This is a genomic window from Testudinibacter sp. P17/SS/0325 (assembly GCF_053570765.1).
In genome coordinates this window covers 1,852,369-1,868,005 of record NZ_CM131635.1, presented here as the reverse complement: position 1 = coordinate 1,868,005, position 15,637 = coordinate 1,852,369, and the positions used below count along the sequence as shown (strand labels likewise).

Annotated in this window: 12 protein-coding genes; 7 read left to right on the top strand and 5 right to left on the bottom strand. The window is 48.2% G+C overall.

What is annotated here, in order from left to right; all coding sequences use genetic code 11:
• Positions 1–82 precede the first annotated feature (82 nt).
• Entirely contained in the window at positions 83–1,369 is a 1,287-nt protein-coding gene (locus ACWA50_RS08840) for a citrate synthase (RefSeq protein ID WP_431051703.1), read from the bottom strand.
• A gap of 388 nt (positions 1,370–1,757) precedes the next feature.
• Here ACWA50_RS08840 and sucA point away from each other — a divergent pair, with 388 nt between their 5' ends.
• The 5 genes from sucA to ACWA50_RS08815 all read left to right on the top strand — a co-directional run bounded on the left by sucA (position 1,758) and on the right by ACWA50_RS08815 (position 8,786).
• The gene (sucA, locus tag ACWA50_RS08835; RefSeq protein WP_431054325.1) at positions 1,758–4,574 is read left to right on the top strand and encodes a 2-oxoglutarate dehydrogenase E1 component; all 2,817 of its coding nucleotides are present in this window, start codon (positions 1,758–1,760) and stop codon (positions 4,572–4,574) included.
• 68 nt (positions 4,575–4,642) lie between these two features.
• The gene (odhB, locus tag ACWA50_RS08830) at positions 4,643–5,860 is read left to right on the top strand and encodes a 2-oxoglutarate dehydrogenase complex dihydrolipoyllysine-residue succinyltransferase (RefSeq protein ID WP_431051701.1); all 1,218 of its coding nucleotides are present in this window, start codon (positions 4,643–4,645) and stop codon (positions 5,858–5,860) included.
• Between the two features lie 106 nt (positions 5,861–5,966).
• The gene (sucC, locus tag ACWA50_RS08825) at positions 5,967–7,133 is read left to right on the top strand and encodes an ADP-forming succinate--CoA ligase subunit beta (protein WP_431051699.1); all 1,167 of its coding nucleotides are present in this window, start codon (positions 5,967–5,969) and stop codon (positions 7,131–7,133) included.
• On the top strand, positions 7,133–8,002 hold the full coding sequence (gene sucD, locus ACWA50_RS08820) for a succinate--CoA ligase subunit alpha (protein ID WP_431051697.1): 870 nt from the start codon (positions 7,133–7,135) through the stop codon (positions 8,000–8,002). The genes sucC and sucD overlap by 1 nt, the downstream gene beginning before the upstream one ends.
• 271 nt (positions 8,003–8,273) lie before the next feature.
• On the top strand, positions 8,274–8,786 hold the full coding sequence (locus ACWA50_RS08815; RefSeq protein WP_431051695.1) for a ClbS/DfsB family four-helix bundle protein: 513 nt from the start codon (positions 8,274–8,276) through the stop codon (positions 8,784–8,786).
• Between the two features lie 13 nt (positions 8,787–8,799).
• On the opposite strand, the gene ACWA50_RS08810 is transcribed toward ACWA50_RS08815, so the two are convergent.
• A complete protein-coding gene (locus ACWA50_RS08810; protein ID WP_431051693.1) occupies positions 8,800–10,761 on the bottom strand; it encodes an ABC transporter ATP-binding protein in 1,962 nt (653 codons plus the stop codon).
• Positions 10,762–10,892: 131 nt separating this feature from the next.
• Here ACWA50_RS08810 and ACWA50_RS08805 point away from each other — a divergent pair, with 131 nt between their 5' ends.
• Both ACWA50_RS08805 and ACWA50_RS08800 read left to right on the top strand, forming a co-directional pair.
• The gene (locus ACWA50_RS08805) at positions 10,893–11,147 is read left to right on the top strand and encodes a type II toxin-antitoxin system HicA family toxin (RefSeq protein WP_431051691.1); all 255 of its coding nucleotides are present in this window, start codon (positions 10,893–10,895) and stop codon (positions 11,145–11,147) included.
• Positions 11,144–11,488 carry a type II toxin-antitoxin system HicB family antitoxin gene (locus ACWA50_RS08800; RefSeq protein ID WP_431051690.1) on the top strand — a complete coding sequence of 115 codons (345 nt, stop codon included), beginning with the start codon at positions 11,144–11,146 and terminating at the stop codon, positions 11,486–11,488. The genes ACWA50_RS08805 and ACWA50_RS08800 overlap by 4 nt, the downstream gene beginning before the upstream one ends.
• Positions 11,489–11,557: 69 nt before the next feature.
• Here ACWA50_RS08800 and argG read toward each other — a convergent pair whose 3' ends face one another.
• From argG to hisC, 3 genes are all read right to left on the bottom strand, one after another.
• A complete protein-coding gene (gene argG, locus ACWA50_RS08795) occupies positions 11,558–12,895 on the bottom strand; it encodes an argininosuccinate synthase (RefSeq protein WP_431051688.1) in 1,338 nt (445 codons plus the stop codon).
• A 167-nt stretch (positions 12,896–13,062) separates the two neighbouring features.
• Positions 13,063–14,370: a 3-phosphoshikimate 1-carboxyvinyltransferase gene (gene aroA, locus ACWA50_RS08790; RefSeq protein ID WP_431051686.1), complete on the bottom strand. Its 1,308-nt coding sequence runs from the start codon at positions 14,368–14,370 to the stop codon at positions 13,063–13,065.
• Between the two features lie 162 nt (positions 14,371–14,532).
• The gene (hisC, locus tag ACWA50_RS08785) at positions 14,533–15,630 is read right to left on the bottom strand and encodes a histidinol-phosphate transaminase (protein WP_431051684.1); all 1,098 of its coding nucleotides are present in this window, start codon (positions 15,628–15,630) and stop codon (positions 14,533–14,535) included.
• Positions 15,631–15,637: the final 7 nt, after the last annotated feature.

The window sequence follows — 15,637 nt, the reverse complement described above, 5'->3', positions numbered from 1 at the left end:
ACTTAAATTGGCGTGAGTTTGCTTGAAAATGGTTTGAAAAAACCGCACTTTGGTTAAAGTGCGGTTTGCTCAGTGATGAGAATTAGATTTTATCCATTTTGCCAAAATCGCGCGTCGGGTGTCCGACATACAATTGACGCGGACGCACGATTTTGATTGCCCCTTGGTTATACATCTCTTTCCAATGGGCGATCCAACCGACGGTTCTTGCCAACGCAAACATCACGGTGAACATCGACACCGGAATGCCGATGGCTTTTAAGATAATACCGGAATAAAAATCTACATTCGGATACAGTTTGTGATCGACAAAATACGGATCGCTCAATGCAATGCGTTCCAATTCCATCGCCACATCCAACAACGGATTTTGCACGTTCAATTCTTTCAGCACTTCATGGCAAGTTTGGCGCATCACTTTGGCTCGCGGATCGTAATTTTTATATACCCGATGTCCGAAGCCCATCAAGCGGAACGGATCGTTTTTATCTTTGGCTTTTTCGATATATTCCGGAATACGATCGACGCTGCCGATTTCTTCCAACATATTGATACAGGCTTCGTTGGCACCACCGTGTGCCGGCCCCCAAAGAGAGGCAATCCCTGCGGCAATACAAGCAAATGGGTTCGCACCGGAAGAAGCGGCGGTACGTACCGTGGAAGTCGAGGCGTTTTGCTCGTGATCGGCGTGCAGGATAAAGATTTTATCCATCGCTTTTTCTAACACCGGATTAACCACATATGGCTCACACGGGGTGGCAAACATCATATACAGGAAGTTGCCGGAGAAGGACAAATGGCGTTGCGGGTACATAAACGGCTGCCCGATGGAATATTTGTAACACATCGCCGCCAACGTCGGCATTTTCGCCAATAAACGGTAAGCGGTCAGTTCGCGGTGATAGATATTATTCACGTCGGTGGAGTCATGATAGAACGCTGCCAATGCGCCGCTGACCCCGCACATAATCGCCATCGGATGTGAATCTCGGCGGAAACCATGGAAGAAGCGGGAAATCTGCTCATGTACCAAGGTGTGTTTTTTCACCCGAGCCTCAAATGCCTTATATTGCTCAAGATTCGGTCTTTCGCCAAATAACAGCAGATACGACACTTCCAAATAATCGGCATTTTCCGCCAATTGCTCAATCGGATAACCACGGTGCAATAAAACGCCTTCATCACCGTCAATATAGGTGATCGCAGACTGACAAGAGGCGGTTGACATAAAGCCGGGGTCAAAGGTAAATAAATGATTTTTCACCAATGATTGTACATCCACCGAATCATAACCCAGCACTGCACGATGTACATCCAGCTCAAGCTCGCGACCGTCGCTGATTGATAATGTTGCTTTTAATTCTGACATGACCACTCCCTACGTTTGTTAGATTTTTGTTAAAATAAATTCGATTTACCGTTGAAATAATAATGCGATTACTCCTTTATTAGCATAAATAAAAGGGCTGTGTAAAATGAATTTTCAACAATTTAGTCTTTTCGTCGCGAAATTTAAAGCGGCTTTTGCGCAAAATGTTACTTTTTTGTAAAAACTTCTAAGCAGGTCACATTATAAAAATTTTTTTTGAGTATAATTGGTTTGGTAAACGGCAATATGGCGGTTTAGGGTAGAGGCAATATTTTATTTGGTTATCGGCGATAACATGTTAAATTTACTGATAAAACCCCATATTCATTATGTTAATCCTTATGAGTCATTTTAAAAAGGTCAGGTAGTTATGCGGCAAAACGGTACTATGCAGCAAAGTATGCAACAAGGTATGCAGGATTGGCTTGACTCCAGCGCATTGGGCGGAGCCAACCAAACTTATGTCGAACAAGTCTATGAAGACTATCTTAACGATCCGCAAAGTGTGGACGCCAGTTGGCAACAAATTTTCAGCACATTTCCGCGAACGTCTTCCGTGGAACAGCCTCACTCGTCGGTGCGTGATTACTTCCGCGAGCTCGCCAGAGAAAATACCAACCGAACCGGTACGCATACGATTATCGATCCAAGCGCCAGCCGGCGTTTAGTACGGGTTTTGCAATATATCAATGCCTTCCGCTATCGCGGACACTTGCGCGCCGATCTGGATCCGCTGAAAATGTGGAAACGGCTGTCGGTGCCGAATCTGGATTATCAATTCTACGGTTTGGAAGATAAACATCTGGATGAAGAGTTTAATATCGGTAACTACGTATATGATATGGAAAATATCACTCTGCGCGAGTTATCTGAAAAACTGAACGAAACCTATTGCGGCACCATCGGCTTGGAATTTATGCACGTGCATAATATCGAGGTGCGTGACTGGCTGCAGAAAAAAATGGAAGCGCGTCTGAACAAACCGCTCTTCAGCAATGAAGAAAAACAAACCTATCTGCAAGAACTGACCGCCGCCGAAGGGTTGGAACGTTATTTGGGCGCCAAGTTCCCCGGCGCCAAACGCTTCTCGTTAGAGGGCAGTGACGCTTTTATTCCGCTGATGAAAGAAATCATCCGCCACGCCGGAAAATTCGGCGCGAAAGATGTCGTGATGGGCATGGCGCACCGCGGACGTCTGAATATGTTGGTGAATGTGTTAGGAAAAAAACCGGCTGAATTGTTTGATGAATTTGCCGGCAAACACAGCCATGACCGCACCGGCGACGTGAAATACCATCAAGGTTTTTCCTCCAACTTTATGACGGATGACGGCGCGGTGCACTTATCATTGGCGTTTAACCCATCACATTTGGAAATCGTCAGCCCGGTGGTGATCGGCTCCGTCCGCGCCAGACAAACCCGTCTGCAAGACACCGACCACGTGAAAGTGCTTGGCATTACCGTACATGGCGACTCCGCCGTAACCGGACAAGGCATTGTGCAGGAAACGCTGAATATGTCGGCAACGCGCGGTTATACCATCGGCGGCACGATTCGAATCGTAATCAACAATCGTATCGGCTTCACCACCTCGTACACCGGCGATACCCGTTCGACCGAATATTGTACCGATATTGCCAAAATGGTGGACGCGCCGGTTATCCATGTCAACGGCGACGATCCGGAAGCGGTGGTGTATGCGGCACGCATGGCGGTCGAATACCGTGCCGAATTCAAAAAAGATATTTTTATCGATTTGGTCTCTTACCGCCGTCACGGTCACAACGAAGCCGACGAACCGTCTGCGACCCAACCGATGATGTACAAACAAATCAAGAAACATCCGACCCCGCGCAAAGTCTATGCCGACCGCTTGGTCGCTGAAAATGTGTTGAGCGATGACCGCACTTTCGAGATGATGAACGAATACCGTGATGCCTTGGATAACGGCGAATGTGTCGTCAACGAATGGCGCGAGTTAGATCGCAATTCGTTAGAATGGATCAATTATCTGAATCACGATTGGACTGCCGCATACGCCAATCAATTCCCGCAAGAGCGGTTTGTGGCATTGGCGAAAAAAATCTGCCTCTACCCGGATTCGCATAAATTGCACAGCCGAGTGAAAAAAATTTATGAAGATCGCGAGCTGATGGCTGTCGGCGACAAACCGTTCGACTGGGGTATGGCGGAAATTATGGCATATGCCACGCTGCTCGATGACGGACATTCAATCCGTTTGTCCGGCGAAGATTCCGGTCGCGGCACGTTCTTCCACCGTCATGCGGTATTACATAATCAAGAAGACGGCACTTACTATATCCCGCTAACCAACCTGCATAACCAACAAGGGCGGTTTGAAGTGTGGGATTCGGTGTTATCGGAAGAAGCGGTGCTTGCCTATGAATACGGCTATGCCACCTCCGATCCGAAAACCTTGGTGATTTGGGAAGCGCAATTCGGTGATTTCGCCAACGTGGCGCAAGTGGTGATCGATCAGTTTATCAGCTCCGGCGAACAGAAATGGGGCAGAATGTGCGGCTTGACCATGCTGTTGCCACACGGTTACGAAGGGCAAGGGCCGGAACACTCCTCGGCACGTTTGGAGCGCTATCTGCAGCTCTGCGCCGAGCAAAATATTCAGGTGTGCGTGCCCTCGACTCCGGCACAGGTTTACCATATGCTGCGCCGTCAAAGTATCCGTCCTATGCGCCGTCCATTGATTGCCTTAACGCCAAAATCATTACTGCGCCATCCGTTGGCAATTTCAGACATGAGCGAATTACTGGAAGGCACTTTCCAACCGGTACTGGCTGAATGGGATAATTTAGATCCGACGCAAATTGAGCGCGTCGTGTTCTGTTCCGGCAAAGTCTATTATGACTTATTGGAAAAACGCCGTGAAAAACAGCAAACCAATATCGCATTAATCCGCATTGAGCAACTGTATCCGTATCCGAGTGAAGATATGCAAAACGTATTGGCGGCTTATTCACACGTAAAAGATTTCATCTGGTGTCAGGAAGAACCGCTCAATCAGGGCGCATGGTATTGTTGCCAGCATAATTTCCGAACCTCGCTACCGGCAGGGGCGACGCTGAATTATGTCGGCAGACCGGCGTCTGCCTCACCGGCGACCGGTTTTGCCTCTTTGCACGCCGCACAACAGAAAGCCTTAGTGGAAGAAGCCCTGACGATTGAATAACTGAACGTTGGACAAAACGCAGATAAAGTATTTTATTCGTGTACATTTTAACTAAAAAGGATCTAAACATGAGCAATATTGATATTTTGACCCCGGTGTTACCCGAATCCGTTGCCGATGCGACCGTTGCAACTTGGCACAAAAAAGTGGGCGACAGCGTTGCCCGTGATGAAATTATCGTTGAAATCGAAACCGATAAAGTGGTGCTGGAAGTGCCTGCGACGGAAGACGGCATAATCGAATCCATCTTGCAGGAAGAAGGCGCCACCGTTACCGGCAGCCAGTTGCTCGGCAAATTGCAGCCGGTGACCACCGCCGGCACCGTCACCAAAGATACCGTCGCCGCTCCGGCTTCAACCCCGGCAGAACGCCAAAGTGCGGTATTGAGCACCGAAACCGGCGCCGCCAATGAAAATTTAAGCCCGTCGGTGCGCCGTCTGTTAGCCGAGAACAATATTGACTCATCCGATATTCAAGGTTCCGGTGTCGGCGGCAGAATTACCCGTGAAGACATCGACGCGCACCTTGCCAAACAGGCGAAAACCATTCATAAAGAAGGCACCGACAGTTCGGTTGCCTTGGCAAATCGCAGTGAAAAACGCGTGCCGATGACGCGTTTGCGCAAACGCGTTGCCGAACGCTTATTGGAAGCCAAAAACAGCACGGCAATGCTGACCACCTTCAATGAAGTGGATATGTCGCCGATTATGCAATTGCGCAAAGCCTACGGTGAAAAATTTGAAAAACGCAACGGCGTGCGCCTTGGCTTTATGTCATTCTACATCAAAGCTGTGGTCGAAGCGTTAAAACGTTATCCGGAAGTCAATGCCTCAATCGATGGCGAAGATATTGTTTACCATAACTATTTCGACATCAGCATTGCGGTTTCCACGCCGCGCGGCTTGGTAACGCCGGTGTTGAAAAACTGCGATAAATTGACTATGGGAGAAATCGAGCAACAAATCAAAGAGTTGGCGGAAAAAGGACGCGACGGCAAATTGACCGTGGAAGATTTGACCGGCGGTAATTTCACCATTACCAACGGCGGCGTATTCGGCTCCTTAATGTCCACCCCGATCATCAATCCGCCGCAAAGTGCGATTTTGGGCATGCACGCGATTAAAGATCGCCCGATTGCCTTGGACGGGCAAGTCGTGATTCGCCCGATGATGTATCTTGCGCTGTCCTACGATCACCGTTTGATTGACGGACGCGAATCGGTCGGTTTCTTGGTAACGATTAAAGAATTGTTAGAAGATCCGACACGGATTTTATTGGAGATTTAAGCCTCTATGTAGTAACAGCCTAATTCTCCCTCCGCATGCGGAGGGAGAAAACATACCAAGTGCGGTACCTAATTCAAATTTCATAGGAAAAAGTAAAGGATCCCCAATGAACTTGCATGAATATCAGAGTAAAAAAATCTTTGCAGATTATCAAATTCCCGTTCCGGTCGGCTATGCCTGCCAAACTGTAGAACAATTACTTGAAGCGGCAAAAAAACTCGGTGGCGACACTTGGGTTGCCAAATGTCAGGTTCATGCCGGCGGACGCGGCAAGGCGGGCGGTGTAAAATTAGTGAAAAGCGAAGCGGAAATCAAAACCTTTGCCGAACAGTGGTTCGGCCAACGCCTCGTCACTTTTCAAACCGATAAAAACGGGCAGCCGGTGAATACGATTTACCTTGAGCAATGCTCTTCAATCAAAAAAGAGCTGTACCTCAGTGCGGTTTTGGATCGCAGTTCACAAACCGTTGTGGTGATGGCCTCGACCGAAGGCGGAATGGATATTGAAGAAGTAGCGGAGAAAACACCGGAGCTGTTACACCGTATCAGCTTGGATCCGCTATTAGGCGGCATGCCGTATCAAGGACGGCAATTGGCGTTTAAATTGGGCTTGATCGGCGATCAAATCAAACAATTTAGCCATATTTTCACCCAACTTGCCAAGTTGTTTGTGGAAAAAGATTTGGCCCTGGTCGAAGTCAACCCGTTAGTGATTTTAGACAATGGGCAACTGTTTTGCCTGGATGCTAAAATCGTCACCGACGGCAACGCCACTTACCGCCACCCGGATCTGCAAACCATGCAAGATCCGAGCCAAGAAGATCCGCGTGAAGCCCTGGCCGAAAAATGGCAACTAAATTATGTCGCCCTGGACGGTAATATCGGCTGTATGGTCAACGGCGCCGGTTTGGCGATGGGAACCATGGACATCATCAAATTACACGGCGGGCAACCGGCAAACTTCCTGGATGTCGGCGGCGGCGCCACCAAAGAGCGGGTTGCCGAAGCGTTTAAAATCATTTTGTCCGACAGTGCGGTGAAAGCCGTTTTAGTCAATATTTTCGGCGGTATCGTGCGTTGCGACTTGATCGCAAATGGGATCATCGCTGCGGTCAACGAAGTGGGCGTCAGTATTCCGGTCATTGTTCGCTTAGAGGGCAATAATGCCCCGTTAGGTCGTGAAATTTTAGCCAACAGCGGTTTGAACATTATCGCTGCCAACAGTTTAACCGACGCCGCCAAAGCCGTCGTCGCTGCCGCGGAGGACAAATAATGTCGATTTTAATTGATAAACATACCAAAGTGATTTGCCAAGGTTTCACCGGCGGACAAGGCACGTTTCACTCCGAACAAGCCCTGGCTTACGGCACAAAATTGGTCGGCGGCACTTCGCCGGGCAAGGGCGGCACCACCCATTTAGGCTTACCGGTGTTTAACACCGTTGCCGAAGCGGTACAAGCTACCGGCGCAACCGCCAGCGTGATTTATGTCCCTGCCGCAGGCTGTAAAGATGCGATTTTAGAAGCGATTGACGCCGGAATTCAACTGATTATCTGTATCACCGAAGGTATTCCGACCTTGGATATGCTGGCGGTGAAACAAAAACTAAATCAAACCGGCGTACGGATGATCGGTCCGAACTGCCCCGGCGTGATCACCCCGGATGAATGCAAAATCGGTATTATGCCGGGCAATATTCATCAAAAAGGCAAAGTCGGAATCGTCTCCCGCTCCGGCACCCTGACCTATGAGGCGGTGAAACAAACTACCGACTGCGGCTTAGGGCAATCCGGTTGTGTCGGTATCGGCGGCGATCCGATTCCCGGCTCGAGCTTCATTGATATTTTAGCCTTGTTCGAACAAGATCCGGAAACCGAAGCGATTGTGATGATCGGCGAAATCGGCGGTTCAGCGGAAGAAGAAGCGGCGGCCTACATCAAACAACACATCAAAAAACCGGTTGTTTCTTATATTGCCGGCGTTACCGCACCGAAAGGCAAACGTATGGGACATGCCGGTGCGATTATCAGCGGCGGCAAAGGCACCGCCGATGAAAAATTTGCCGCCCTCGAAGCCGCAGGCGTTACCACCGTACGCAGTCTGGCTGATATCGGTGACGCATTGCTGAAAGTAATGAAATAAGCGATCAAAACGGCTTTACATCAGTAGAGCCATTAGATTCTCGACCAAGGTCACCGATAAGACTGCGTAGGGGCGGATTATCTATCCGCCCGTTTACGAAGTGCAGTATAAGCATTTAATCTACAACGGAAAAATGCAATGTTCAGTTCGGGCGGATAGATAATCCGTCCCTACTTTTATCATGAAAATCAAGTTAGTTAATCTTTGTCAGCAGTCTGACGACTTTATATCAGTAAAGCCATTTTTCTTTGAGCAACGGAGAAAAGAATCTATGTCATCCATCCCACAAAACAAAACCGAATTGCTGCTTGCGATTCAACAGGCTTTTGACAAAATCCTGCAGGAATACCGCACTTTCGATCCGCAATGCGTACGCCAACTCGGTGTTGAAGGCAACAGTAAAGGTACAAAAATTAGTGTTGCCGATACCCTCGCCTATCTGATCGGTTGGCAAAATTTAGTCTTAAAATGGCACTATAAAAAGCAACACCATGAACACATTGATTTTCCCGAAACCGGTTATCAATGGAATGAATTAGGCAGACTGGCAACCAAATTCTACCAACAATATCAAAACTGGGATTATAGCGATTTACTGCAACAGTTTATCACCACAACCGAAGCGCTACTCGATCTGGTGGAATCCTTAGACGATCAGCAGCTCTATGGCGGAACCTGGTACAAGCAATGGACGCTCGGCAGAATGATCCAACTGAACAGCTCATCGCCAATGAAGAATATGCTCGGCAAAATCCGAAAATTTAAACGACAAAGTGCGGTTTAACCGCACGTTTGTTTTAGCCGTTACCATTACTGATATTTTCCAGCTCCTCCCATCGCAACAAGTTTTGCTCCAGTTGCTGTTCCTTTTCGGCGAGGCGTTGCAGGGTGTCGCTGGTGTATTGATGATCCTGTTGGAAGAAATCGCTGCTGCCGACTTCCGCTTGCAAGGTTTCGATTTCCGCTTCCAGTGTTTCCAGCAACTGTGGCAGTTGTTCCAGTTCGCGCTGTTCTTTGAAACTTAGCTTTTTACGTTCAGCCGTTTTTTCTTTGGTTTTTTTCTCGTCAGTTTCAACCGCACTTTGGGTATTCGCTTGGCTGACCGCACTTTTGTTTTCGGCTGGTTTTTGCGTTGCTGTTTTTTGCGTTAGCGAAGCAAAATAATTTTGCTGTTGCAGCTTGGCGTCGCTATAACCGCCGACATAGTGATTCAGTACACCGTCACCCTCGAAGAAATAACATTCGGTGGCGGTGTTGTCGATAAATTGACGATCATGACTGACGATAATCAGCGTGCCTTGATAATCCGCCAAAATTTCTTCCAATAATTCTAAGGTTTCCACGTCCAGATCATTGGTCGGTTCGTCGAGAATCAACAGGTTATTCGGTTTGAGCAATAATTTTGCCAACAGCAACCGATTGCGTTCACCGCCGGATAGCGCCTTCACCGGGCTCATCGCCCGTTTTGGCGGAAACAGGAAATCTTGCAGATAGCCTAACACATGGCGTTTATGCCCGTTAACTTCCACATCTTGCTTGCCGTCCGCCACATTGTCCATCACGCTTTTTTCCGGATCGAGATCGGCACGATATTGATCGAAATAGGCAATTTCTAATTTTGTGCCTGACCGCACTTTGCCTTGGGTCGGCTCGAGTTGTTGTAATAACAGTTTGATAAAGGTGGTTTTGCCGCAGCCGTTCGGACCGATCAAGGCGATTTTATCGCCGCGCAGAATATTGGCGCTGAAATTTTTCAGCAAGACGCGATCTTCAATTTGATAGCCCAACTCTTCAATTTCAAACACAATTTTGCCGGAACGGATGGCGGTATCCAGTTCGATTTTTGCTGTGCCGAGCACTTCGCGCCGCTGACGACGTTCCTCACGCAAGGCTTTTAAGGCGCGCACTCTGCCCTCGTTACGGGTGCGGCGCGCTTTGATTCCTTGTCGAATCCAGACTTCTTCCTGCGCCAGTTTTTTATCAAACAACGCGTTTTGCAACTCTTCCACGCGCAAATTTTCTTCTTTAGTGGTGAGATAGCGATCATAATTGCCGGGATAAGAGACCAATTTGCCGCGATCCAAATCGACGATTCGGGTCGCCATTTTGCGGATAAAAGAGCGGTCATGCGAGATAAAAATAATACTGCCGGAAAACTCCGACAAGAAATTTTCCAACCAATCAATCGCGTCAATATCCAAATGGTTTGTCGGTTCGTCAAGCAATAAAATCGACGGATTGCTGACTAACGCCCGTGCCAACGCCGCTTTGCGCTGCCAGCCGCCGGAAAGTTCCGATAATAACGTGTCGGGGTTAAGTTCCAAGCGTTTTAACACATCTTGAATGCGGCTTTCGATCAGCCAACCGTTGGCGTGATCCAGTTGCTGCTGCACCTCTGCCAACTGTTGCAATAATTCATCGGAATAGTCGCGGGTCATTTGATGGGAAATATGGTGATATTGCTTAAGCAAATCGGCTAAATCCGCAACCCCCTCCGCCACATAATCAAATACGCTGTCTTCAATATGGCGCGGCGGATCTTGCTCCAAGTGTGAAATCACCACGCCGCTTTCCAGTTGCAACGTGCCGTCATCCAAGCCGACCTCACCGGCTAAAACCTTCATTAAGGTCGATTTGCCCGCGCCATTGCGCCCGACCAAACAAACCCGCTCGCCTGCTTCGATATGCAAATCCGCATGATCCAACAACGGGTGATCGCTAAACGACAAATACGCATTGCTCAAATTCAGTAACGCCAAAATAATTCCCTATTTTACCCAATCAAAATTGTGAGGATTTTAGCAGTTTTATGGTGGGTTTTATATCCTTTAAATAAAATCCCTTTTAATGGTACTAAAATATGGTACTATCATTCTGTTTGGAGGAGACTGTGAAAAATAAATCAAAATTGACCCTGCAGCTGATTTTCAAACGTCCGGTCAGTGGCAATATTCGATGGAAAGATATCGAATCGCTTTTTTTGGATTTAGGTGCGGAAATTGAAGAACGTGAGGGATCGCGTGTTGCCGTTATATTATTCGGACAGGTAAAAGTATTCCATCGCCCACACCCTAAACCTGATACCGATAAAGGCGCAGTTGCCAGCGTTAGAAAATGGTTAGAAGAAAATGGAGTAACATTATGATTAATATGATGATCATTAACGGACATAAAGCCACCATCACCTACGATGATGAAATTGGTTTATTTCGTGGGGAATTTCACGGATTAAACGGTGGTGCGGATTTTTATGCCGCCGATGTTGAAACCTTGCGTAGAGAGGCGGAGATTTCACTGGCGGAATTTTTAGCCGTGTGTAAAGAAAAAGGCATTGAACCTTATAAACGTTATTCCGGTCGCTTCAATTTACGCCTTGATCCGAGGTTACACGCCGAGATCGCCGCCTTTGCCAATGCCGAAAATTTGAGTTTAAACGAATGGGTGGTTAAACGCTTGCAAAACGATATTCAGCAGCTTTCGAGGTAACAAAAAACCGCACTTTACAGCCTTATTGACTGGCAAAGTGCGGTTGATTTGCAACATCAGAACGATGGATTAGTCTTTTTTACCTAACTGTGGCAATACGGAATCTTTGCCGGCGATTAATAAGCCGCTTTGAGTGTAAATGCCCAGCTTGGCGCGGGTATCGACGATGTCGAGGTTACGCATGGTTAATTGACCGATACGATCCGCCGGGCTGAATGGCGCGTTTTCCACTTTTTCCATGCTCAAACGCTCCGCTTCATAGGTCAGATTCGGCGAAACCGTATCTAAGATCGAATAATCGTTACCACGGCGTAGTTCTAACCTCACTTCACCGGTCACCGCCCGTGCCACCCAACGTTGTGCGGTTTCGCGCAGCATTAACGCTTGCGGATCGAACCAGCGACCTTGGTACAACAACCGTCCTAAACGCAACCCGTTGATACGGTATTGTTCAATCGTATCTTCATTGTGAATGCCGCTGACCAAACGTTCGTAGGCGATGTGTAACAACGCCATTCCCGGCGCTTCATAGATACCGCGGCTTTTCGCTTCGATGATACGGTTTTCGATTTGATCGCTCATGCCTAAACCATGACGCCCGCCGATACGGTTCGCTTCCAAGAACAACTCGACCGGATCGTTAAATTCTTTACCGTTCAGAGCAACCGGCACGCCTTCTTCAAAGCGCACGCTCACTTCTTCGGCTTTCACCGCCACATTTTCGTCCCAAAACGCCACACCCATAATCGGTTTGACGATACGGATACCGGTGTTTAAGAATTCCAAATCTTTGGCTTCATGGGTTGCGCCGAGCATATTGGAATCGGTGGAATAGGCTTTTTCCACCGACATTTTGTAGTTGAAGCCGTTGGCGATCAAGAATTCGGACATTTCATGACGACCGCCCAATTCATCAATAAACTGTTGGTCTAACCACGGCTTGTAGATTTTCAGATTCGGGTTGGTCAGCAAGCCGTAACGATAGAAACGCTCAATGTCATTGCCTTTAAAAGTGCTGCCGTCGCCCCAGATATTCACGTCATCTTCTTTCATTGCCGCCACCAGCATGGTGCCGGTCACTGCACGCCCCAATGGCGTGGTGTTGAAATAGGTTACGCCGCCGGTTGAGATATGGAACGCCCCGCATTGGATTGCGGCAATCCCTTCGTGCGCCAGTTGTGTGCGACAGTCAATCAGGCGCGCGTCTTCTGCACCGTATTCTTTGGCTTTGCGCGGAATCGCGTTGTAATCGTCTTCGTCAGGTTGCCCTAAGTTGGCGGTGTAAGCGTATGGCACAGCCCCTTTTTGGCGCATCCATAACAGCGCGGCGCTGGTGTCCAAGCCGCCGGAAAATGCGATACCGACTTTTTGACCTAACGGAAGATTTTCAAGAATTGTCGCAGACATAAGAGTTCCTATAAAGATAATCGTTGAGATGAGATTAATGCGTATTTTGCGGTTGAATATTATGCGCTAAATCACATTTAAAGTCTAGGATTAAAATAAAAATTCATTTTATTGCATAAAAAATCAATTAGACCGCACTTTATGCAATGAAAGTGCGGTCTAAACGGTTATTTTGCGATTGCTAAAAATTGATCAAAAAAGGTCGGGAAGGTTTTTGCCGTGCAATTCGGATCAAGAATCGTCACCGACGTATCCGACAGCGCAATCAGTGCAAAACACATTGCCATACGGTGATCGTTGTAGGTTTCAATCTCGGCGTGTTGGAATTGGCTGAGTGACAGCGGCTGAATACGGATATAATCTTCCCCCTCCTCCACCGTTGCCCCCACTTTACGCAATTCGGTCGCCATCGCGCTTAAACGGTCGGTTTCTTTCACCCGCCAGTTGTAAATATTGCGGATCACCGTTTCGCCTTGGGCGAAAAGTGCGGTGGTGGCAATGGTCATTGCCGCGTCGGGAATATGGTTCATATCCATATCAACACCGTGCAATTCGCCCTGTTCCGCTTCGATAAAGCTGTCGCCCCAAGTGACTTTCGCCCCCATTTTTTCCAATACCTCGGCAAACAAGCGATCCCCTTGGATACTGTTTTTACCGATTCCGGTTACCCGCACTTTGCCTTTAATCGCAGCGGCGGCTAAGAAATAAGAGGCGGACGACGCGTCGCCCTCCACTAAATATTCGCCAACCGCGTGGTATTGTTGTTGCCCCTTGACAAGGAAAGTGCGGTAATCCTGATTTTGCACCCGCACGCCGAAAGCCGCCATCATCTTTAAGGTGATGGCGATATAGGGTTTTGACACCAACTCGCCGATAATTTCAATTTCGGTATCGGCTTCAGCCAACGGCGCAGCCATTAAAAGTGCGGTCAGGAACTGGCTGGAGACCGAGCCGTCGATCCGCACTTTGCCGCCGTTTAAGCCGCTATTGCGAATCGCCAGCGGCGGATAGCCGTCGTTTTCCAGATAATCGATTTCCGCTCCGGCTTGGCGCAATGCGTCGACCAAATGCTTAATCGGGCGTTCTTTCATGCGCGGTTCACCGGTCAATACGATTTCGCTCGCGTCCGCTTGCGGGTTGTGCAAACACAACGCCGCCGCCAACGGACGCATTGCCGTGCCGGCATTGCCTAAATACAGCGATAAACCCGACTGCCAGCGGAACGCGCCGCCCAACCCTGTCACTTTACATTCGGTTTTATCTTGCGACAGCTGATACTCAACGCCAAGCTGCTTTAACGCATTCAACATATGGTGCACATCGTCGCTATCGAGCAAATTAGTGACATTGGTTGTGCCCTTTGCCAATGCCGCTAACAATAAGGCACGGTTCGACAGGCTTTTTGAACCGGGCAGATTAATTGTGCCTTCGACACGGGTGATCGGGTTCAAAGTAATGGAAGTTGGTTGTTGCATAGATTACTCATTAAAGCTATTTAGTCAAAGCACGGGCGGATTCTATATCCGCCCGTGTACGAAGAACGATATAAGCATTCAATAAATAAAGCATAAACGCAAAGTGCGGTTCGGGCGGATATAGAATCCGCCCCTGCAATATTTATCAATACGTTATAGATATTACAACCCTAAAATCAGACTCAAGGCGTCAATAAAGCGTTGGTTTTCCTCAGGCAAACCAATGCTGATACGCAGGTGATTCGGCAAGCCGTAACCGGCAATCGGGCGCACGATCACGCCGTTTTCCAGTAATTTTTGATAAATCGGGGCGGCAGGTTGTTTGAGATCCAAGGTGATAAAATTGCCTTTTGACGGCACATACGCCAAGCCTTTTTGTTGGAAAAAGGTTTCCAACTGTTTTAAACCTCGACGGTTGTTTTCCGCCACTTTTTCGATGAAAACATCATCATTCACCACCGCCACCGCCGCGCTTAATGCCAAGCTGTTGCAGTTAAACGGCTGGCGCACACGGTTGCACAAATCGGCAACCTCCGGCGACGACACCATATAACCAATACGTAAGCCCGCCAAGCCGTAGGCTTTGGATAAAGTGCGGCACACCACTAAATTCGGGTATTTTTGCAATAGGTTAAATGACGGCACACGCTCATCGGCGGAGGTAAATTCGGTATAAGCCTCATCTAAAATCACCAGAATATGCGCCGGAACCTTGGCTAAAAATGCTTCGATTTGCGCCGCGGTTAAAAATGTGCCGGTCGGATTATTCGGGTTGGCGATATAAATGACTTTGGTTTTTTCACTGATTGCCGCTAAAAAACCGTCTAAATCATGTCCGTACTCTTTCGCCGGCACAATCACCGCTTTGGCGTTGATTGCTTGCGAAACCAACGGATAGACAATAAAAGTGTATTGCGAAAAAATCACTTCATCGTTGGCATTTAAAAAGGTGTGGGCAGTGATTTCCAACAAGTCGTTCGAGCCGTTGCCTAAAGTGATTTGTTCCGCTTGCACGCCGAATTTTTGCGCAATCGCCCGTTTCAGTTCAAAGCCGTTGGCGTCAGGATAACGGGTTAAATCGTCTAATTGCTGTTGGATCGCCTGTTTCGCGCTTTGCGGAAAGCCGAACGGATTTTCATTCGACGCCAATTTGACGATATTGGCAATGCCCAATTCGCGTTCCAGTTCTTCAATCGGTTTGCCTGCCTGATACGGCGACAGCTCGCGCACGCCCGGATTGGCGATGTCGATAAATTTCATAGTGTCC